Genomic DNA, 22,532 nt, shown 5'->3' on the forward strand with positions numbered 1-22,532 from the left:
TTTTCCTCCCATCTAACCCATATATATTCAAAAGTACAAGCGATAATAACTAAAACTGGGACACGGGGCCTGACCCCACGTCCCAACCCCACGTCCCAAGAGAGAGGGACAAGGCGCCTGACCCCGTGTCCCAACCCCGTGTCCCATTATTGCATGAAGAGTTTGTGGTATTTTTCTTTTATTTTTTTAAGGTGTTTGGTGTTTTTAGGGTCACAGGATTGTATCGCGCGTTCATAGGCATCTTTTGCATATACTGAGTCAGCACTACGTTCAAAACGAATCGCTGCTTCGTAATGTCTGCCTAATTTATTGCAATAGATCCCACTTCCATTCCAATTTTCCTTTTTATCAAACTCCTTAACTCTATATAAGTAACTTTTTAATATCCATGCCTGCTTTTCATCAGGGTCACTGATGGAACGTATGACTGTTTTTTGGATGTAATTATATGCTGTCATAAATTGTTCCAATATATCTAAACATGAAATAACTTCATCATGCATGTTTATTTGCTTAAAATGTGCTAATGCATCCTCATATTTTTCATTTTCTTTAGCTGCGTATCCTAAGCATGCATGCTTATAGACTTCTATTTCTTTTGTGTTTTTTAGGCGATTAAAACAATCATATCCCTGAATATATAATTTTTTCTTAAACAATCTTTTTCCTTCTTGAAACCAATCTTTTTCTGTTGCCTCTGCAGTATGTGCCTCCGTCTCTTGTAAAACAGCTAAATTTTTATGTTCCTGCATTTGTTCATGGATGGGTTTAAAATTCCAGAAGGCAGCAGTGTGATCTGGATCAAAAATATAACAGTAATGACTCCCACGTGTTACTGCTACATATAAAAGGTTTGTTTCCCATGATAATGTACGTAGAATTTCCTTATTACTTCGAATCTTTTCTTCATTTCCATCATGGATTTGTCGAATCGTGTTTTCCCAGAATATAGTTTCTTCTGCGTCTTTTTGAAAGAAGTCCCAAATTAAGATTCGTTCAAACTCTAGCCCTTTAATTTCAAAAATGGTAAAGATAAGTGGTGGATGGGCATATCGTTTCTGGAAAATCGAACGGAGCTTCTTCTTCATATCATCTGATCGAACAATGATTGCTTGGTGAGGTCCAAAGTCATGAACGGTCTCCATCATTTCCACTTCTGATATATTGGAGAAATAATAAGGTTTTTCCCCATAATGCAAGCTTTGTGGTGGTTTTGCTTTGATTTTTTTCTTGGTATAGTTTTTCTCTAATTTATTAATCGCCCTTGCTAGATCGGTAATAGCCCCAACGCTACGGTAATTCATTGTTAAATGTTCGAGCCTAGGTGGTTTATGTTTAAATTGGTAGGTGAATAAATCTTTAACTGTTGGCCATCTAAACCCACTATGATGGAGTATTTGTTGATCATCACCAGTTAAAAATAAGTTCGTTGCCTTTTTACCAGCTAGTTCATACAGGAATTTTAGATGTAGCATGGATAGATCTTGCACTTCATCACAGAAGATATAATTGTAGCTAGTGTTATTGAATTCAATCGCTTCTTGTAGTAAATCTTGTTCATCGATTTTATGTGATTGTGATAACATCGTTTGATAACAAAGAAACTGTTCATAAGCCTTTTTACGATTCCCAACAAAATTTGGTGCTTGATCATCCGTAAGGTTTAGATATTCTTTTTCGGTGAGAATATAATTCTTCCCGTATAAACCACCTTTCCAGACGCCACGTAATTCTTCCCACATCATCAGTGCAGGAAAGTCTTTTTCGATGTTTTTTTTGCGTGCTAACTTTTTATGATCACTCATAAACCGTTCTCTAGTAACCACATCTTGTGCTTTGTCTTTCTGTCGTTCTCTCATAAGTTCATCAAACGTTTTAAAATGTGTATGATTAAGGTATTTATGTTCGTCATCCATCCCTTTGACAAGACGCTGAAACATTTGTTTTGCTACTTTGCAAAGGTCTTTTGTATAGGTAACATATAGTTTTGTAGAAGTTGGATCCATCTCTAGTAGTTTGTGAATCACGATGGTAGTTTTACCGCTTCCTGCTGTCCCGCTTAATAAAAAAGGTAGTGGTGCCCGTGCGAAGTTACGTTGTTCGCTGCTTAAGCTAATTTTCATTTCGAAAAATTCATTTTCATTTAGTTCTTTGCTGCGCATTAATCGTAGCAGGGTATCGTCATCTAATTCATATGATTTTAGCTGATTTAGATACGTATGGAAATGTTCAGCTTCATTTCCCCAGATGGGTTTTGTTTCTTCTGTAAATTCCTCTAATGAACAAATTTGCTCTTCCTCTTGATCATATTGGTGTTTATCATAATCATCTTGCATAAGTGTCTTTGCTGTACGGATCACCCGGTCATGATCCACTTCAAAATGAAAGATTAATAGTGCTGCTTGTTTAGCTACTTGCCGATTTTTAACTATGGTAAATAGCATTCTTCTTGCATTATCCTCTCGTGCTTCATAAATGGTTCTTTTGTGATTGATGGAACGAAGCTTCTTTACTCGCGTTCCATTTTGCCATTTCCCATTGCGAAGGCAATCTATACGTTTGGATAATTGTGCGATTCTTTTTTCGGACATATTAAGAAGTTCTTCCCTTGCAGTGTCTGAATAATAAATACCAAAATTCACACCAATCTCCTCCTATGGGACACGGGGTCAGTCCCTGCGTCCCAGTTTAGTTAGAAAGTGGGACACGGCGCCTGACCCCGTGTCCCGTTAGTCGTTTAAGTCTTGTTTTGGTTGTTGGTGAAATGTAAAGGTGAAGTGATTTTTACTAGCTAATACTTGGTTGATTTCTTCATACATTCTATAATCGCCAATGCCGCTTAGGTGAACCCACGCTTTGGCTCTTGTTAATGCAACAAATAACTTGTTTCGCAAATGAATATCGGATTCTTGTTGTGCGATTTGATCTACGCCAATCACATAGACCATCTCCGCCTCATTTCCTTTGGCACGGTGGATACGAGAGACAGTTACAGCATCATCTTCCCAAAATTTATCAGGGTTTTTCCGATCATGTTTTTGATAAAATATATTAGACTCTAGGGTACTAGGAATATAAAAATTGACCCCTTCTAGTCGTAACTGCTCACATAGTGCTCTTTCTAGTTTCCAAATGTCATGGTTTTTATGGCTACCTAGAATAATAACAAGAATCTCTTTACTTGGTTGTAATCCCTCTTTTTCAATGTTTATTTTAATTTTTTTTGCAACATCATTTACCTCTTCTTGCCGTGAGTTATATGTTCTAAACTGAAACACATCTCCCTTCCAAAGAGAAGGAACGATATTTGGTGAATTTTTTTTTGGACGAAAGAGTTCAATTTCTGTTCCTTTTTTAAACGCTCCTTTTTTAATTTCATATCCAATACTTTGCCAGTTTTCTTTCGTGGTAAAACCCCGTAGCATCCCATCTTTTCGTAGCAAACCCATTCCTAGACCATGAGCAGCGGTTAAAATTGGTCCAGGTGTACGGTAACAACGGTGCATCACTTCACTTTTTTTGATTCGACCTGTATGCATGCCACTAACTAAATGGCCTAATGCTTCTCCGAATAATGCCTTTGCTTTTGGGATTTCTAATGTATCTAAACTTTGTGCTTCATCATATGCCCATATTAATCTACGATTATCTTCGTTTGTTGCATCAACAGGTTTAAGTGATTGATAGGCTAACCAATAAATCGGCTGTTTGTTTTCAAATAACAGTGTTTTATCATCAACAATTAAATCCTGTCCTTCATCAATTAAAACAGCATCAAAGTAGGGCGTGATTTGTTCTTGTTCAAGTAATTTTTTACAGGCTTTAGCTAGGCCTTTATTTGGCTTTTTATTTTCAACATTATTGGCTGTTAACCTAGGAACACCATGTTTTTCACACATTAGTCCGTAAAAACCTGTTCTATCCCTTGCTCCCCATGCATGTAATACGCGTAGTTTATCATTTTTAATAGGATCATAATGCATTTCGCCATTGCTGAAGTGGCGGATCCAACGATCAATATGAGATATCATTTGATCGTACAAACTTCTTGTGAAAAACACGAGAGCGATATTCCAATCCGGGTGTTTTAAATGCATGTGTGCAGCTTTTTGACAGAGAAGTATTGTTTTTCCTGAACCAGCGATTCCTCTTATTCGCTGAGGACCTGGAGGTATAGCTTTTCCGATTTGTTCTTGTTGGATATCTAATGTGGAAAGTTTCTGATTTAAGCTAGAAATAATCGCTCTGCGACTATTTTTTTCAGTATTTTGTTCTTCAATTACTGGTTTTTGATAAATAGTGCTACCGCCAATATAGGAAAGTAATTGGTTCCATCGACTTTCGTTTATTTCAATGCCAGCTTTAATTGGAGTGGTGTTTTGGATGGTAGATAAAAAGGTGGATTTGGATAAGTCGTCTTTAAATATAATTGGTGGGGCGGATGGAAGCTTATCAAACCCTCGTTCTTTCCATTCCTTTTTTGTAATTAAAGGAAGAGAGATGAGCACTCTGCCAGTTATTTTTTTTCGTAGTGTACGATCAGCGGTAAAGTAGCTATATAATTTTTCTAATTGATCTTCTGCTTGAAAATAAGGGCTGCCACTCTTCTGATAAAAATTTCTGAAAGTCCATTGATGGCCGTTCATACTGACGATCTGATCAATGGTTATTCCCTTTACTTCAATGATAATGACACCTTCATCTTTATCGATTATTAATATATCGGGTTCTCTTCGTGCCTCTCCTGTTTTAGAAAAGACTGGATATTTCCAATAGGCTAAGCATTCTCGATTAGCAAAGGCGGATTGAACGGTAGTCCAAACGATTTGTTCACACCTTTCTCCATCCTTTCCTATCGGTTCGGTTAAGATAAATTTTCCCTGCATGAAATTCCTCCATTTTTGTTAAGTCATTAAATTATGACAAAAAGTGGTTTAGTAAACCCATAATCATTCGTTTTTTATTTGTTTAAATGTTCACTATTGCTCATAAATTTATATGCAAAAAATAAGCTAATCATTCGAAGGTGACCTGTTTCACTCCTGATTTTCATAAGTAAAGTGGTTGCAATGAATAACTAATTCCTTCTCCAAATATATTTAGATGATAGAAGATTTTTTGGAGGTGTAGAGATGCCGATCAATACAAGTGATGAAAATAATATTTTAAAAAGATTACAGGCTAATTGGAGTTTTGTAGAAGATGGGGAATATACAGCAATTATTAAGGACGTGATAGCTGACGATCAGATACGAGATGATCGTCGCCCCATTAAATGGACCCTATTTTTAGAAGATGAACAGGTAACACTTAAAAAGTTTCATTGGGTGGACCGAGAAGGTGGGGTTAGTATGCTAGTGGAGGATGTGAAGCGGTTGGGATTAAGGATAAATCCAGAAAACGCTGTGGATGTTTGTAATAGTTTAATTGGATCAAAGATAAAAATACAAGTGGTAAATGGTGAGTATCAAAATATTTATTTTAAAGGGAGATTGTAAACGTATTGTCAAAAGATAAGTCGATAACACTGTATCTCTATGATGCGATCTACATGACTGATCAGGTAGATGCCACTGTTTGCTCAACGATCCTATCCGAGCTAACACTTCTGAATCCAGCTTATGATGAAGCAGTTAGATTTAATTTTTCTACAAAAGGAATTCCACAGAAGCTTCGTCTATATTCAAAAGTAAATCATAAAAAATTCGGTCAACTTTTTCGACTTTCAAGGGGGTATTTACCTCAGTTAAAAAAGATTTTAATGGAGGAAGATATTTCTTATCGTATCGTGGATTACAGGGTGGTCCAACCAGTTAGTTTTGGAAAAATAAAAGGGGAAATGCGAGATTACCAACAGCAAATCGTGCAGGAAGTGTCAAATTTAGATCAGGGTTTGATTGAGAGTCCTTGTGGATCAGGGAAAACCGTTATGGGGATCTTTTTATTAGCTTCTTTTAGTCAAAAAACCTTATGGGTTACGCATACAAAAGATTTATTATATCAAGCGATAAACGAGATTAGTTATTTTCTGCAAATCCCAAAAGAAGATATTGGAGTAATTGGTGATGGGAAATATGTAATAGGGGAAAAAATAACGGTTGGATTGGTTCAAAGTCTAATTAATGTGGATCGGAAGGTTTTAAGCGATCGTTTTGGAACTGTGATTGTTGATGAGGCGCATCGAGTACCAGCAACTACATTTCGGAAAATAGTAGATCAAACAACCGCTAAATATCGATTTGGATTTACAGCTACATCGAAAAGGAAGGATGGCTTAGAACCGATTTTATTTCACACGATTAGTCCAATTACGGCTAGCATTACTGAAATGGATCTTATGCATGCGAATCAAATTATGATACCAAAGGTGAAAATGGTTTATACGTCATTTCAATCTAGGTATGGGGATGATTTTAACAAGTTAACAAAAGTACTAATCAAGAATATGAACCGAAATCAACTAATTATTGATGTGATTGGTAAAACAATGGCTGCAGATGATTGTGCGTTAGTGATTTCTAATAGAGTTGCCCACTGTGACATCTTAAAAAATTTAATAGATAAACAATGTCCGCATCTTACAAGTGCTATATTGACTGGAAAAGTTCAAAAGAAGCAAAGGGAAGAGATCATAAATAAAGCGCGGAACAAACAACTGCATCTCATCATTGCCACAAAAATAGCAGATGAAGGATTAGATATTCCCGTGCTTAATAAGCTATATTTAGTCACGCCGAGTAAATCACAAACCAAAGTGAAACAACAGATAGGTAGAATCATGCGAAAAGCAAAAGGCAAAAAAGAGGCGATTCTTTATGACTTTATTGACGACCAAATTCCGATGTTACGAAGCCAAGCAAGTGCAAGGAAGGATGTTTACCTAGACTTACAATGTGACATACGAGTCTTGTAAATGGGACGTGGGGTCTGACCCCCTGTCCCCTTGTCCCAACCCAGTTCCCCCTGTCCCAATTGATTAAATTATATTATACTTGATGTAAACATTTTAAAGAGTGGGGAATCGGGTATGTCTAAGAAATCTATTTTTATTTTTTTTACATGTATTATTTTTATTGGTTTAATTGTTTATGGAAATCTGCAATATAGTGAAAAGTTAAAAACAATAAGTAAACAAGCACACGAAAAAATGGATCAAAGATTAATAAAGTCAGAGGAAGCAAACCGAAATCTGTATACAAAACTAGCAAATGGTAAAAAGATTGATTTTTTGATTATTGGTGATGAGTTAGGTTCTGGGATTGGTGTAGAAGATGAACATACACTGAAACAACAAGTAAGTAATCTAATAGAAGCGAAGTATAATAATAAAGTTAATGAGCATCAGATAACAAAAAAAGGTGCTGATGTATTTAATGGATTGTTTGTGTATGAAAAGGAGAAAAAGGATACTGAACAAGACTTAATCATGGTTGTTTTTGGTCAACATGATACAGATAGATTAACAGTGAAACAATTTGAGAAAAATTATGAATCGCTTTTAAAGCAAATAATCACTGACCATCCTAAGGCAGAAATTTTCACCGTGATTCAAAATAGTTTAAGTGATCAACAAGAGTATGTAACGGTTATTGAAGAATTATCTGATCATTATGGCATGCCATCTATTGATGGCAGAAAGATTTTTTCAAAGTCTGATAAAGAAACGGATCAATTACTGACCGATGAAGGGTATCCTAATGCGGTAGGTTACGAATTGTATGCTGAAGCCATTGTTAACACGATTGCTGAAGATGTTACAAAAGATATTACAATTGATTATTCGAATGTAGAGGTATTACATGATATAAACAAGTATGATGATTTTCGTTTTATTGATACACCGGAAGAGTTGGATGGTTTCGCATTAGTTGATGGATATTATTCGTCAAGTCAAGCAAGTAGTTCGATTCGGTATGAATTTTCTGGTGATTTGCTCGCATTACATATAAATAATACTGGTGGCCTCATGGAGGTTTATCTAGACGGTGAATATTTGCAGCAATATGATTTAAATGATCTAACAGAAGGAGAAATTCACCTTATGATCACGGATGAACTGGAAAAAGGTGACCACACTGCGCAGATTTTTGTTAGAGAAGCTGGAAAAACAATTCAAATTAAATCACTCATAACAAAATAGGTGGGACAAGGGGTCAGACGCCATGTCCCACTTCGGCTTGAATGGGACAAAGCGCCTGACCCCATGTCCCATTTAGGTCTACAAAGATGTGAATTTGGTAACCCTGTTGTTGAGGGGTGATGATAATGCAACTAAATTATGAATTAATGTTTGGTGTAGATAAGCAAATGCATTTTTTAAGTTATGGGTTGATTGCGCTATTATTAGGGATTGTAATTATTGTCTTATCAAACGAGCATACTGTTAACAGACGGATTGGTTATATCTGGATGGTGTTGGTTAGCTTTGGTGTTTTTGAAGAGTATAGACAATATATGGTCCCTAATAGAAGTGCAGAATTTTTAGATGCTATCGCCAATATGTTAGGTGTTACTACTGGACTGATCATACCATTACTTATTACATATCTAATTAAATATCTAACTAGATTTGTACCTAAGTATTTCACTATATATAGTATGGTTTTAATTTCATTACTTGTAGGACTGATCTTTATTAATGAACGGCCATTCGTCACCCTACCAACAAATGATGTGAAACGGAATAGTGAGGATTTGGGACAGGGGGTCAGGCTCCTTGTCCCATTTATAGACTTGGATGAATAATGAGACATGGGGACTGCCCCCTTGTCCCATTTAATTTTCCCTTTTGTCTGTATTAAAATATTTCATATTTGTATTTTCACATACTATTAATTAATTTTTACTAGTTTTTCAGGCAATAAAGTCAATTTTTTTTCTTTTGACATCTATATGATTCTCCAATAACTTATTGAATAAAGGAGAAATTAATTGGGACACAGGGTCTGACCCCCTGTCCCAAAGGAGGAGTATAGATGGCTAGAAAGCCGAGGGGAAAAAGTAGTAGTGGCATTTATCATGTGATGTTTCGAGGAATTAACAAACAGATTGTTTTTGAAGATGACGATGATCGATTTAATTTTTTAGCTACTTTAAAAAAATATAAAATGATTAGCGGATATACGATCTATGGCTATTGCATCATGGACAATCATGTTCATTTGTTAATAAAAGAATCTGCTGAAGAAAATCTATCAAAAGCAATACAGCGAATTAGTTCGAGTTTTGTGCTCTGGTATAACAAAAAATATGATCGAACAGGACATTTATTTCAGGGTCGTTTCAAAAGTGTAAATATAGAGGATGAGCGAGCTTTTTTGACAGTACTTCGTTATATTCATCAGAATCCTCTTAAAGCAGGACTAACGACAAATGTGTTTACAAGTAAGTGGACAAGTATAGTTGATTATCTTTATGGATCAACGCTTGTTTCTGTCGATTATGCTTTCAAATTATTTTCTTCTAATAAAGATAATGCCTATTACTTATTTAATGAATATATGCAATTATCTGATGATACATATACATGCTTGAATTTTGCCACAATCAATCGCGCAAAAGATGCCGAATTGATTGAATTACTTAAACGAAAGGGAATAGTGCAATTAAGTGAATTAAAAAAATTGGATAAAGAACAAAGGAACAAAATCATAATTGAATTAAAAAATATGAATGGCGTTTCTACAAGACAATTATCAAGAATAACTGGTATTCCTAAAACTACGATCAGTCGAATACACTAATGGGACAGGGGGTCAGACTCTCTGTCCCATTTTTTGATGTGTGATGTGTAATGGGACAAGGCGCCTGACCCCACGTCCCACCCCCCCGTCCCATCTATGAACTTTTTGAAAACGCTGACAATTTTTCTTTATTATTTTGTCGAATAGTAATATAATTGCACTATTAGAAATGTTGATTGAGGTGAAATGGGACACGGGGTCTGTGATATTATCCCCTTATAGTAGACACATAAATTATTGGGTGTTATGTTTTCGCTATAAGGGGAGATTTTTTATGACAAAAAGATATTCAAAAGAATTTAAAGAGAAAGTTGTGCAATATTACCATGATCATGAAGGTTTAGGTTATTTAAGTGTTGCAAGAGTTTTTGATATTCCCAGTGATGAAACCGTTCGAACATGGATTAAAAAGGTGGAAAAGGAAGGTTCTAATGCATTTGATTCTAAACCGAGAAAAAGTAAGATAGAACGTAAAAAACAAATAAAAAAGAATACAAAGCCAATTTCTGCAGATAAGTGGGAAGATCCCAAGACCATGGCTGAACGGATCGCATTTTTAGAAGCTGAGAATGCTTATATAAAAAAGTTAATACAGCTCAGAGAGGAGGGAAAGAAGTAAAACGAGCTAAGGATAAATTTAAGATAATTTATGATCTAGCAGCTATTTATCTTATTATTGATTTATGCTTAATAGCGAATGTATCCAAAAGTGGATATTACAAATGGAAAAAAAGAAAATCAAGGCCTATGACTGTGAAAGAAAAAGACGAAGAGAGTTTAAAGAAACTTATTTCAAAAATATATAAAGAAACAAGCTATACCTATGGTTATCCTAGAATTACGGATGAGATTAAAGAAAGCTACAAACAGAAGGTTAATCATAAACGTGTTTATAGACTGATGAAAGAAATGAATATTCAGGCTCTTAGTTTTCGGAAGAAACACAAGTATAAACAAGAGGGAAATACAGCTGAGAATATCCTCAATCGAGAGTTTGATGTAGATAAACCATTTAAAAAGTTGGCTACGGACATTACATATTTGTATGTAGGTCGTACACGCCTATACCTGTGCGCTATTTTAGATTTATATAATAATGAAATAGTTTCCTATCACATTAGTGATAAGAATGATAATGCATTGGTACTGAAAGCCTTAGAGATAGCAACAAAAAAAGGAGACGTGAAAGATACCTTAATTCATAGTGATCAAGGGCATCAATTCACGTCTTATGCTTACACTTATCAATTAAAATCATATCAAATGAAAAAGAGTATGTCTAACAAAGGTAATTGTTGGGATAACGCACCGATTGAAAGCTTTTTTGGCCGACTGAAAGAGGAATCTATTCGTATTCAGAAGCCGAGAACCAAAGAAGAAGTTTATCGTACAGTAGAATGGTATATAGATTTCTATAACAACAAAAGAAGACAAAAAGGCTTAGGATCATTAGCGCCGGTACAATACAAAGAGAGAATAGCATAATGACCCCAAACTTTTTGTGTCTACTTGACAGGGGTATGCTTACTGACCCCGTGTCCCACTGGAAGGGTGTGTTGGTATTTGCTTAGATTTTTGCGGAAGACTTCGTTAAAGCAGCAATTAATCATTTCTTTTGCTACGATTGCAGTTATTTCGATAAGCATTTTAGGTATTATTCAGATATATCAGTTAAAAGCTTTAATCGATGAAAGTAAAAATAATCAGGTTTTTTCTACAGAGCAGTTGAATTCAAGTGTGGACGACTTTGTTGGAGAACATCGGCGCGCAATTGAGACATTGGCTTTACAATTAGGTGTGCTGGAAGATGCTGATTACGAAAAAAAATTAGAATTACTTTCAACCATCAAAAAGAAGTTACCAAGTTTTAAGAATATGTATATTGGAGATACGAAAGGAACAGCGGTCGTTTTTTACCCCGAGATGAATGATCAAGGCCAGCGCAACGCTGGTAATAATTTTAGTGACCGGGATTATTATAAAAATGTTGTAGAAAATGAAAAAACCGTTGTTTCAGGAGTATTTGAAGGAAGAGTAGGGTTTGACGGACCAATTATTACTATTGTTTCTCCTATATTTGATAAAGAAGGTAACTTTGATGGATATGTTTTAGGGGCTTTGGATTTAAAAGCACTTGAAAATAAGATTGTAGCGTTTGACTATGGAGAGGGATATCCCGTTGTTGTTGATCAATCCAACCGTGTTGTCTATCATCCTAACTATAATTATCGACAACAGATTCGTAACTTATCCGATGAAGAAGTTCTTCGTAATAAAGGTGATAGTTTAAGAGGAAGCGGCTATTATTTTTCTGATTACAAAGACCAAGAAGAGTACATTAGTTATGAAACGATTCCTTCCCTAGGCTGGACTGTACTTGTTAGTAAACCAGCTTCTATCGTCATCAATGCATTTAAAGATTCCATTTTTACCATTCTTTATTTTATGGTTGTTACCACATTATTTATGATAGGTGTAGGGACATTAATTGCTACAAAATTTGATAAAACGGTTTCTGTATTACTAAATTACACGCAAAGAGTAACGGTAGAAGGAGATTCGGCTAGTAAAGAGTTACAAAAGTTAGAGGGTCAGCGACTTCCTAAAGAAATGGTTCTTTTAGCCAATCATTTTCATAAAATGGCTATGCAGATTAACGATAGTAAAAAGCAACTAGTTTATTGGAATAATCAATTAGAAAAAAGAGTAAAAGAACGTACGTCTAGCTTGGAGATGAAAAACGATGAATTAAGAGCGATTAGTCAATTAATAGGCAGTATATCTTCAAAAGAGGATATTGCTCAATTTATCCAAGTATCGTTAGAAAAGATTAAACCGATTATTAGTTACCCCATCTTATTTCTAAATCAGGATTTCTCGGTATCATCACAAGGAGTTGTACAAAATGAGAATATCCATGATTATTTTAGTCAGCAAACGAAAGGGGATAAACTGCATATAGAGCCAATTTTCGCTGAAGAAGAAAGAGTTGGTTACTTAATTGTAGATTTATTAGAAAAAGATACGATTTCTGAAAATGATCAACAATTCTTACAAACATTAGCTAGTTCTTTCGGTGTTGTGTTAAAGAATAAATTACTATTTGAGAAACAACGAACGAAACACGCGGAACTAAATGCAGTATTAACAAGTATGTCAGAAGGTGTTTTACTAGTTAAAAAGAATTCTAAAATATTATATACGAACGAATTTTTTAAGAACTTAAACAGAAATAATATTCCGAATTTTGAGGGAGAACATGAAGATGTATTTAATGATTGGATTCAGCAAGCTTTTCAATATGATGAAGATGAGTTAGATGCATATCTTAAAGAGCAGTGTGATCAATTAAAGGTTACTTTAGAAACAGAAAATCAGAAATTAGTATATATCATTTACCGATTTAATGTATTGGATGATGGCGAATTGCTTGGTAAGGGCTATCTCATACGAGACATCACCCAGCAAGAGGAAATTGATTTTCTGAAAGATAACCTTATTTCGATGGCATCCCACGAGTTCAAAACACCAATTACAAGTATTCGCGGGAGTGTAGAAACGCTATTACGAAAAGATACAGATTGGGATAAAGCTTTTCAGTTAGAGTTATTAGAAGGTGTCCATGAAGATATTGCTAGAATTGAAGAATTGATTAATGATTGGTTAGATATTTCAAAGATTGATTCTAAATCATTATATGTTAATCGAATACCAACCAAAATTAGTAAAGTAATAGAAGAAACAATACTAAGTTTTTCTGATCGTGAAGCAGTATCCATTTCGTATAATCCTGAGGCATTAAATAAATTACCTATTGTTTCTGTTGATAAAAATCGCTTTAAACAAGTATTATTAAATATTTTTACCAATGCCATTCGTTACAATGATGAAGAACAAAAGCAGATTCAAATTGAAACAGCATGTATAGATGGTGAAGTTCGTATTCGGATTTCAGATAATGGGATTGGTATCCCGGTTGAACATACGAAAAAAGTATTTGATCGTTTTTATCGAGTTGATTCTTCTGCAACAACAAGAACAGGTGGAACCGGACTTGGTCTTGCCATATGTAAAGGGATAATGGCTGCCCATGGTGGAGATATTTGGGTTGAGCCACAAGTCCATGGTAGTGGAACTACTTTTATATTAGCTTTGCCGATAACCGGTGAAAAAGGAGAGGATCAAGCATGAATCAACAAGTCGTTGTAGTAGATGATGAAAGAAAAATAGCACGGTTTATCTCTGCCAATTTAAAGTCCGTAGGTTATAAAGTAACCACTTATTTATCAGGGGTTGAACTGTTAGAGAATTTTGATTTAATTCAACCAGATATTATTTTATTAGATGTCATGATGCCCGAGATGGATGGATTTGAAGTACTCGCTAGATTAAGAAAATTTACATCCACACCTGTGATTGTACTTACCGCTAGAAGCCAAGCAAAGGATAAAGTGGAAGGACTTAATCTGGGGGCAGATGATTACTTAACGAAACCATTTTCATTAGATGAGTTGTTTGCAAGGGTAAAAGCAGTATTACGTCGAACACAACCGATAGAGCAAATGACTAATGATCAGACAGCCTTAGTTTGTGGGGCATTTAAGATTGATTTTCCTAAGCGTCGATGTTGGATTGCAGATCAGGAGTTAAAATTAACAAACACAGAGTATTCCATATTAGAACTGTTAGCTATGAATAGTGATAAAGTGGTCACGCATGAGCAGGTATTATCTGATATCTGGGGGCCAGAATATAGAGATGAAGTGGAATATTTACGTGTTGCGATTGCTAGAATCCGAGGGAAGTTAAAAAAAGTCGATAAAGAAGTTGCAAAGTTAATTGTTACTTATCCTGGAGCTGGATATTTATTGACGACTAATATATAAGCGGGACAGGGGGTCAGGCCCCCTGTCCCGTTTTTTTGGGACAAGGCGCCTGACCCCTTGCCCCAAAAATTTTAATGTTTTTGAAATGTAAGCGCTTTTATTTTTATTCGATTGTAATGGCGTATATTTTATATTTGATTTGTAAACAGAAAACGAAATAAGGGAGAGATAAATATGTCACAGTTAGAACACAATAGCGCACCAGAAGTGAAGAAAGAATTCATTCCTTACTGGTGGAAAGTAGTTTTTGTATTCTCATTAGGTTGGGCCATTATGTACGCCGATCGAACGATATTGAATCCGGTCATGCCTAACTTGGCAGCAGAATTTGGATTGACCAACTCGCAATTAGGTCTATTAAATTCAGTCTTCTTCTTAACTTATGCCGTATTACAAATGCCGTCGGGTGCATTAGGTGATAAGTTTGGTAGAAAATACGTCCTTGTTCCTGGTTTTATCTTATTTGGTGTTTTTACAGCTATATCAGGGATCGCAACTAGCTTTGCTTTTCTATTAATTGCACGTGCGATTACAGGTCTAGGAGAAGGAACGTACTACGGACCGCAATATGCCCTATCATCAGATGCAATTCCAAAGAAAAACCTTACTGTTGGTACAGCAATTATCAATAGTGGGATGGCGATTGGTATTTCGGGCGGTTATATCCTTTCGAGTTATTTAACATTGGAAATGGGCTATAGTTGGAGAGCGCCATTCTATGTGATGTCCGTTCCAACCGTTTTAGTCGGTATCATGATTTGGTTTATCATTCGTGAAAAGAGAAGAACCAATAAACAAGTTGAAGAAAATACAACAGTGGAGAAAGAGAAAATTGATTGGAGCTTCTTAAAAAATAGAAATATTATTGCCGTTCTTATTATGGTCTTTTGTTCATTATACGGATTTTTCATGGTTATCACATGGTTACCACAATATCTTCAAGTAGAACGTGGTTTTCAAGGTAGTGACGTTGGATTCATTTCTTCCCTAATTCCATGGGCGTCCATACCTGGTGCATTAATTTTTGCTTATTTATCAGATAAGCTTGGTAGACGTAAACCGTTAATCTTTTTCTTAGTACCTATTGCTGCTATTTCAATCTTTGCAGTTGCTTATATTCAAAGTATTCCACTTATGATTGTCGCTTTAATCGTTTATGGTCTAACTGGTAAGTTAGCACTTGATCCAGTATTGATTGCATTTGTTGCTGATAATGCACCTAAAAAAGTATATAGTACAATATTTGGTATTTATAACTTTGTTGGGATGTCATCATCCATCTTGGCACCTTATATTACAGGCGCAATCGTTGACGTTGCAGGAACAATGAAAACTGGTTTCTTCGTTTCGATGGTACTGCTTGGAATTGGATTTGTAGCAATGTTATTTACAACAGAAAAAAAGACAACTGTATAAGTCTAGATAAATGAAAGGAGAACATACATGTTACACACCATTATTAAGCCTAATCTATATCAAGATTCAGTAAGTTTAATGTTACTGGCAAACAAACTCTCATCAATGGATGGCGTAGAGCAAATTTCTATTATGATGGGAACACCAGCTAACAAGGATATTTTCAAGAATACAGGTCTGTATACACCAGAACTAGATGATGCCAAACCATCTGATATGTGTATTGTTATTCGAACAGAGGACCCTGAAATTATCGATACTGTATTAGAGCAGATTGATAGTTTTATACAAGATCAATCCTCATCTGGTTCAGCCAATGATTATGAAAATGTTCGTACATGGGATCGTGCACTACAACAATTACCAGATGCAAATATGGCCTTACTATCTATTCCTGGTCAGCATGCAGCAACTGAAGCGCATAAAGCATTAGATCGTGGATTACATGTATTCATGTTCAGTGATAACGTATCCAAAGAAGATGAGAAGGAATTGAAAGACAAAGCGCATGATAAAGGGCTCTTAGTGATGGGACCTGACTGTGGTACCGGCATTTTATCTGGTGTGCCATTAGCTTTTGCCAATGTCGTTGAAGAAGGCAATATCGGTATTGTAGGGGCTTCTGGAACAGGGATACAAGAAGTATCATCCTTGATTGATCGTCTAGGTGGAGGTATTACTCATGCTATTGGTACAGGTGGACGTGACCTAAAAGGGGATATTGGAGCAGTAACGATGTTGGATGGAATTGCTGCACTTGAACAAGACCCTAATACGAAAGTAATCGTTGTGATTTCTAAACCACCAGAAAAAGCAGTACGTGAACAAGTTGTGCAAAAGCTTAGAGGATTATCCAAACCAGCAGTAGCTGTGTTTATGGGGGAAAAGCCAGAAGCACATGAAACAAATATCCAATATGCATACACCTTAGAAGAAACAGCACGATATGCAATTGAATTAGCAAAAGGACAAAAGGTGGATGCCTTTGATGAAGCAAAACGTCCTAATTTAACATTACATGCGAACCAAACGGCAATAAAAGGGCTCTATTCAGGAGGAACACTAGCGTCCGAAGCAGCAATGTTATTATATGAAGTTTTAGGTATTGAAAAATCGAATAATGAAGAAGGATATTTATTAAAAGCAGCCAATCACGAGGTTATTGATCTTGGGGATGACAAGTATACCAAAAATAAACCGCATCCGATGATTGATCCATCTACACGTAATACATTTATTGAAGAGGCAGCTCGTGATGAAGCGACTGGTGTGATTCTCTTTGATACTGTATTGGGTTATGGTTCACATGATGATCCAGCAGGAGAAGTCGTGAAAGCTGTAAATAATGCAAAAAGTATTGCTTCTGAACAAGGAAAGGAACTTTATTTTGTAACATCAATCTGTGGTACATCGAAAGACCCTCAAACTTTTGAAGAACAAAAAAATAAATTAATTGCGGCTAATGTCATCGTAGAGGAAAGTAATGTGAGAGCAGTTAAAACCTCTTTAGAGTTACTTGGGAAGGAGTTACCAACAACGACAACCGATTTACCTGTAGAAGAGAAAGCTGCACAACCAGAAGCAGAAGTTAGTGAAGTTTCTCAAAAAATTATGGATCTTTTAGTTAATAAACCACGTGTTGTAAATGTTGGATTGGCATCATTTGCACCTACAGTCATCAATCATGGTGGAAAGGTAGTCCAATATGATTGGCAACCAGTTGCTGGCGGTAATGAACGGTTAGCAAAAATACTTGCGAAGTTACAATAAATGATCAATTGATGCTGTTATCTTTCTGCTAGTGGATAACAGCATGATATAAAAAGAAAAATCAGAGGAGGAATTTTCATGTATAACACCATTCAAGAAGCAAACGAAGCAGTTGTAGAAAAGATGAAAAATGCCCAACCATTTTTAATAGATGTTGTCCCAGCGCATACAGTAATTCCGGAGCATAATGAAGGGAAATTATTGACACATGCTGGGCCACCAATTGCATGGGAAGATATGACAGGTCCGATGAAAGGTTCTTGTATTGGCGCTGTTCTTTTTGAAGAATGGGCAAGTGATGAAAAAGAAGCAATCGCCATGCTTGAAGGTGGCGAAATTAAGTTTATGCCAAATCATCATGTCAATTCAGTTGGGCCAATGGGTGGAATTACATCTGCCAATATGCCTGTGCTTGTTGTTGAAAACCGTGAAGAAGGAAATCGTGCCTACTGTACAATGAATGAAGGAATTGGTAAAGTACTTCGATTTGGTGCGTACAGTGAAGAAGTAGTTAATCGCCTTCAATGGATGAAAGATGTGTTAGGGCCTGCTTTATCACAAGCATTAAAACTAACACCTGAAGGATTGAATTTAAATGTAATGATGTCGAAAGCAATCACAATGGGAGATGAGTTCCACCAGAGAAATATTGCTGCTTCACTCATTTTTCTAAAAGAAGCATTACCATACTTATTAAAAATCGATATGGAAGAAGAGAAGCGTTCGGAAGTAATTAAATTTTTAGCAGATACGGATCAATTCTTCTTAAATATTATGATGGCTACTGGTAAAGCGGTAATGGATGCAGCGCGTACGATTGAAGCAGGTACCATTATTACTGCGTTAACTCGAAATGGTAAAGATGTTGGTATCCGAATGAGTGGAACTGGTGATCAGTGGTTTACTGCACCGGTAAATACACCACAAGGGCTTTTCTTTACTGGCTATACGCAAGAAGATGCAAACCCAGATATCGGTGATAGTGCAATAGCTGAAGTATTAGGAATGGGTGGATTTGCAATGATCGCAGCTCCTGCCGTAACAAGATTTGTTGGAGCTGGCGGATTTGATGATGCATTATCAACAAGTAATGAAATGTCAGAAATAGGATTTGACCGTAATCCTAACTTCCCAATTCCAACATGGGATTTCCAAGGGGCAATATTAGGGATCGATGCGCGTAAAGTTGTTGAAACTGGTATTGAGCCAGTTATTAATACAGGTATTGCTCACAAGGAACCAGGTATTGGTCAAGTAGGAGCAGGTACTGTTCGTGCGCCATTAAACTGTTTTGAACAAGCGATTGAAGCATTAGCAGAAAAACTGAATATTGAAGCATAGGCCACATGGCACATATTATAACTGCACAGGGATATAGCTCCTTTATCCCTGTGCTACTTTCTAAAGATACAAAAGGAAAAGTACTTAATAAATATGAAACGGGGTTCAATATTTTAGCAGGATCACGTTTGATTTTTATTGGTACCGAAAAAAATGGCTACTCACCGTTTGGTATTCATTTATCAAGTCAAGACTATTTACCTTATTCGAAGAAGGTAAATATCGGGGCATCTGTGACTTTCGGACCGCGCGAATTAATAATAGAAGATCTTTTTTCCATTACATTAAGAGACGATAAGGCATATGATCCTATTGTACCTATTGAGAGGGAAAAGATTACAACAGCATGGAAACAAATGATTCCAAAGGTATGGCTAGAAAGAGGTTATACGAAAATTCTTTCAACAGATTTAGCAGTGGCAATGGAAGTAATATGGGAAATGAAGGAACCAACAACTGTGGAACAAAAGATGATTAGACGATTAATTAATTGTTGTTCCCCTCATGTTTCTAATGAAGAAATGGATGCTGTATGCCATTATTTTGTTGGCAGAGGTGTTGGTCTTACACCAAGTGGTGATGATGTGCTTGTTGGTGTGGCTGCTATTTTATATGGGAAATATGGACCTCGTCATCCTTTTATAAAGGGGATTAAAAAGGTTAAAGACAAAGACAGAACGACAATGGTTAGTCAAACGTTCTATCAATATGCATCAATAGGAGCATTTCAATCTACGATTCTATCAACCATGCATGCTCTATCTAGTACAAATGAATCGTTAGTGGCTGCTGTTAATCAATTATTAGAAAGTGGGCATAGTTCGGGTTTTGATACGTCGTTTGGTATGTACGTTGGACTAATAGGTAGACAGGAGGAATAGTGAAATGAACAAAAAGCGTATTTTGATTGCGCTAGGTGGTAATGCTATCTTGCAATCAAAACAAGAAGCAACGTATGAAGTACAACGAAATAATATTCAGCAAAGTTGTGAGATCATTGCTGATTTAATTGAACAAGGTCACGAAATTGTTGTAACACATGGTAATGGCCCACAAGTAGGGAATATTTTGCGTCAACAAGAGGAAGCAAAGGATGTTGTACCGCCATTTCCATTGGATGTTTGTAATGCCGAGAGTCAAGGATTTATTGGCTATATGTTAGAACAAGCTCTGCGAAACGAGATGATCAAACGAGGTATAAACAAGGATGTCACAACGGTATTAACAGAATCAGAGGTTTCATCAAATGATAGCGCTTTCTCTAATCCCGAAAAACCAATTGGCGTTTTTTATTCTGAAGTAGAGGCGAAACAATTATCCCAGGACAAAGGTTGGGTCATGAAGGAAGATAGTAATCGCGGTTATCGTCGTGTGGTCCCATCCCCTAAGCCTATGAAAATTATTGGAAGTCAATTAATACAAGAGTTGGTAAATAACGAAAAGATCGTTATTGCTGCTGGTGGTGGCGGTATTCCAGTTGTGAAACAGGAAGATGGCACGTATAAAGGGATTGAAGCAGTTATTGACAAAGATAGAAGTGGCAGTCAATTAGCGAAAGAAGTAAACGCTGATGTATTTATGATTGTAACTGATGTTGATCATGTGTTTGTACATTATGGAACACCAAAACAAAAAGCATTGAGCGACGTTAGTGTAGAAGAAATCAAACAATATATTGCTGATGGGGAATTTAGCGCAGGAAGTATGGGCCCTAAGGTAGAAGCAGCACTATCGTTTGCTGAAAATAACGGACATTCCATCATCTGTTCCCTAAACAAAGCACATCAAGCAATCAACGGCTCAACAGGAACTCATATGGGAGAGAGGGACAGACACCTTGTTCCATAAAAAGAAATAATGGGACAAAGTGCCTGACCCCTTGTCCCAATCCAAAAAATGACCTGAAGTTTAATTCAGTGTCATTTTTTTGTGTTTAGAGGGGTCAGTGATATTATCCCCTTATAGTAGACACATAAATTATTGGGTGTTATGTTTTCGCTATAAGGGGAGATTTTTTATGACAAAAAGATATTCAAAAGAATTTAAAGAGAAAGTTGTGCAATATTACCATGATCATGAAGGTTTAGGTTATTTAAGTGTTGCAAGAGTTTTTGATATTCCCAGTGATGAAACCGTTCGAACATGGATTAAAAAGGTGGAAAAGGAAGGTTCTAATGCATTTGATTCTAAACCGAGAAAAAGTAAGATAGAACGTAAAAAACAAATAAAAAAGAATACAAAGCCAATTTCTGCAGATAAGTGGGAAGATCCCAAGACCATGGCTGAACGGATCGCATTTTTAGAAGCTGAGAATGCTTATATAAAAAAGTTAATACAGCTCAGAGAGGAGGGAAAGAAGTAAAACGAGCTAAGGATAAATTTAAGATAATTTATGATCTAGCAGCTATTTATCTTATTATTGATTTATGCTTAATAGCGAATGTATCCAAAAGTGGATATTACAAATGGAAAAAAAGAAAATCAAGGCCTATGACTGTGAAAGAAAAAGACGAAGAGAGTTTAAAGAAACTTATTTCAAAAATATATAAAGAAACAAGCTATACCTATGGTTATCCTAGAATTACGGATGAGATTAAAGAAAGCTACAAACAGAAGGTTAATCATAAACGTGTTTATAGACTGATGAAAGAAATGAATATTCAGGCTCTTAGTTTTCGGAAGAAACACAAGTATAAACAAGAGGGAAATACAGCTGAGAATATCCTCAATCGAGAGTTTGATGTAGATAAACCATTTAAAAAGTTGGCTACGGACATTACATATTTGTATGTAGGTCGTACACGCCTATACCTGTGCGCTATTTTAGATTTATATAATAATGAAATAGTTTCCTATCACATTAGTGATAAGAATGATAATGCATTGGTACTGAAAGCCTTAGAGATAGCAACAAAAAAAGGAGACGTGAAAGATACCTTAATTCATAGTGATCAAGGGCATCAATTCACGTCTTATGCTTACACTTATCAATTAAAATCATATCAAATGAAAAAGAGTATGTCTAACAAAGGTAATTGTTGGGATAACGCACCGATTGAAAGCTTTTTTGGCCGACTGAAAGAGGAATCTATTCGTATTCAGAAGCCGAGAACCAAAGAAGAAGTTTATCGTACAGTAGAATGGTATATAGATTTCTATAACAACAAAAGAAGACAAAAAGGCTTAGGATCATTAGCGCCGGTACAATACAAAGAGAGAATAGCATAATGACCCCAAACTTTTTGTGTCTACTTGACAGGGGTATGCTTACAGACCCCCTGTCCCAAATCACGAAAATTTCTATCGACATACAGATAGCATAATACGGCTACGAATGCATATATTAAACAGTGTGATGAAAGGATAAAGGAAAATT

General features: G+C 36.0%; 18 protein-coding genes. 16 read left to right on the forward strand and 2 right to left on the reverse strand.

What is annotated here, in order from left to right:
* Positions 1–146: 146 nt before the first annotated feature.
* Complete coding sequence (locus BN1058_RS02580; protein WP_090852436.1) at positions 147–2,642, reverse strand: UvrD-helicase domain-containing protein; 2,496 nt, start codon at positions 2,640–2,642, stop codon at positions 147–149.
* Between the two features lie 87 nt (positions 2,643–2,729).
* On the reverse strand, positions 2,730–4,886 hold the full coding sequence (locus BN1058_RS02585) for an ATP-binding domain-containing protein (protein WP_090852439.1): 2,157 nt from the start codon (positions 4,884–4,886) through the stop codon (positions 2,730–2,732).
* Between the two features lie 246 nt (positions 4,887–5,132).
* Between BN1058_RS02585 and BN1058_RS02590 the strand changes: the two genes are divergently transcribed.
* The 16 genes from BN1058_RS02590 (at position 5,133) to BN1058_RS02665 (ending at position 22,384) form a co-directional block, all read left to right on the forward strand.
* Positions 5,133–5,498: a hypothetical protein gene (locus tag BN1058_RS02590; protein WP_090852442.1), complete on the forward strand. Its 366-nt coding sequence runs from the start codon at positions 5,133–5,135 to the stop codon at positions 5,496–5,498.
* 5 nt (positions 5,499–5,503) lie between these two features.
* Entirely contained in the window at positions 5,504–6,913 is a 1,410-nt protein-coding gene (locus tag BN1058_RS02595) for a DEAD/DEAH box helicase (protein WP_141652103.1), read from the forward strand.
* A 114-nt stretch (positions 6,914–7,027) separates the two neighbouring features.
* Positions 7,028–8,140, forward strand: coding sequence for an SGNH/GDSL hydrolase family protein (locus BN1058_RS02600; protein WP_090852448.1), 1,113 nt, complete (start codon positions 7,028–7,030; stop codon positions 8,138–8,140).
* Between the two features lie 125 nt (positions 8,141–8,265).
* On the forward strand, positions 8,266–8,745 hold the full coding sequence (locus BN1058_RS02605; protein WP_176694426.1) for a VanZ family protein: 480 nt from the start codon (positions 8,266–8,268) through the stop codon (positions 8,743–8,745).
* 230 nt (positions 8,746–8,975) lie between these two features.
* Entirely contained in the window at positions 8,976–9,743 is a 768-nt protein-coding gene (locus BN1058_RS02610) for a transposase (protein ID WP_090852454.1), read from the forward strand.
* 274 nt (positions 9,744–10,017) lie between these two features.
* The gene (locus tag BN1058_RS02615) at positions 10,018–10,362 is read left to right on the forward strand and encodes a helix-turn-helix domain-containing protein (protein WP_090852482.1); all 345 of its coding nucleotides are present in this window, start codon (positions 10,018–10,020) and stop codon (positions 10,360–10,362) included.
* Between the two features lie 44 nt (positions 10,363–10,406).
* On the forward strand, positions 10,407–11,228 hold the full coding sequence (locus BN1058_RS02620) for an IS3 family transposase (protein WP_255307037.1): 822 nt from the start codon (positions 10,407–10,409) through the stop codon (positions 11,226–11,228).
* 78 nt (positions 11,229–11,306) lie between these two features.
* Entirely contained in the window at positions 11,307–13,934 is a 2,628-nt protein-coding gene (locus BN1058_RS02625) for an ATP-binding protein (protein ID WP_176694427.1), read from the forward strand.
* Positions 13,931–14,629: a response regulator transcription factor gene (locus BN1058_RS02630; protein WP_090852465.1), complete on the forward strand. Its 699-nt coding sequence runs from the start codon at positions 13,931–13,933 to the stop codon at positions 14,627–14,629. The genes BN1058_RS02625 and BN1058_RS02630 overlap by 4 nt, the downstream gene beginning before the upstream one ends.
* Before the next feature lie 174 nt (positions 14,630–14,803).
* Positions 14,804–16,045: an MFS transporter gene (locus tag BN1058_RS02635; protein ID WP_090852468.1), complete on the forward strand. Its 1,242-nt coding sequence runs from the start codon at positions 14,804–14,806 to the stop codon at positions 16,043–16,045.
* 27 nt (positions 16,046–16,072) lie between these two features.
* Positions 16,073–17,815, forward strand: coding sequence for an acyl-CoA synthetase FdrA (gene fdrA, locus BN1058_RS02640; protein ID WP_090852471.1), 1,743 nt, complete (start codon positions 16,073–16,075; stop codon positions 17,813–17,815).
* 78 nt (positions 17,816–17,893) lie between these two features.
* Entirely contained in the window at positions 17,894–19,156 is a 1,263-nt protein-coding gene (locus BN1058_RS02645; RefSeq protein ID WP_090852474.1) for a YlbE family protein, read from the forward strand.
* A gap of 5 nt (positions 19,157–19,161) precedes the next feature.
* Entirely contained in the window at positions 19,162–20,037 is an 876-nt protein-coding gene (locus tag BN1058_RS02650; RefSeq protein WP_090852477.1) for an oxamate carbamoyltransferase subunit AllH family protein, read from the forward strand.
* 4 nt (positions 20,038–20,041) lie between these two features.
* On the forward strand, positions 20,042–21,004 hold the full coding sequence (gene arcC, locus BN1058_RS02655; RefSeq protein ID WP_090852479.1) for a carbamate kinase: 963 nt from the start codon (positions 20,042–20,044) through the stop codon (positions 21,002–21,004).
* A gap of 169 nt (positions 21,005–21,173) precedes the next feature.
* Positions 21,174–21,518 carry a helix-turn-helix domain-containing protein gene (locus BN1058_RS02660; protein WP_090852482.1) on the forward strand — a complete coding sequence of 115 codons (345 nt, stop codon included), beginning with the start codon at positions 21,174–21,176 and terminating at the stop codon, positions 21,516–21,518.
* Between the two features lie 44 nt (positions 21,519–21,562).
* On the forward strand, positions 21,563–22,384 hold the full coding sequence (locus BN1058_RS02665; RefSeq protein ID WP_255307037.1) for an IS3 family transposase: 822 nt from the start codon (positions 21,563–21,565) through the stop codon (positions 22,382–22,384).
* Positions 22,385–22,532: the final 148 nt, after the last annotated feature.

The sequence above is a fragment of the Paraliobacillus sp. PM-2 genome, assembly GCF_001368815.1.
Taxonomy (GTDB): Bacteria; Bacillota; Bacilli; order Bacillales; family Amphibacillaceae; genus Paraliobacillus.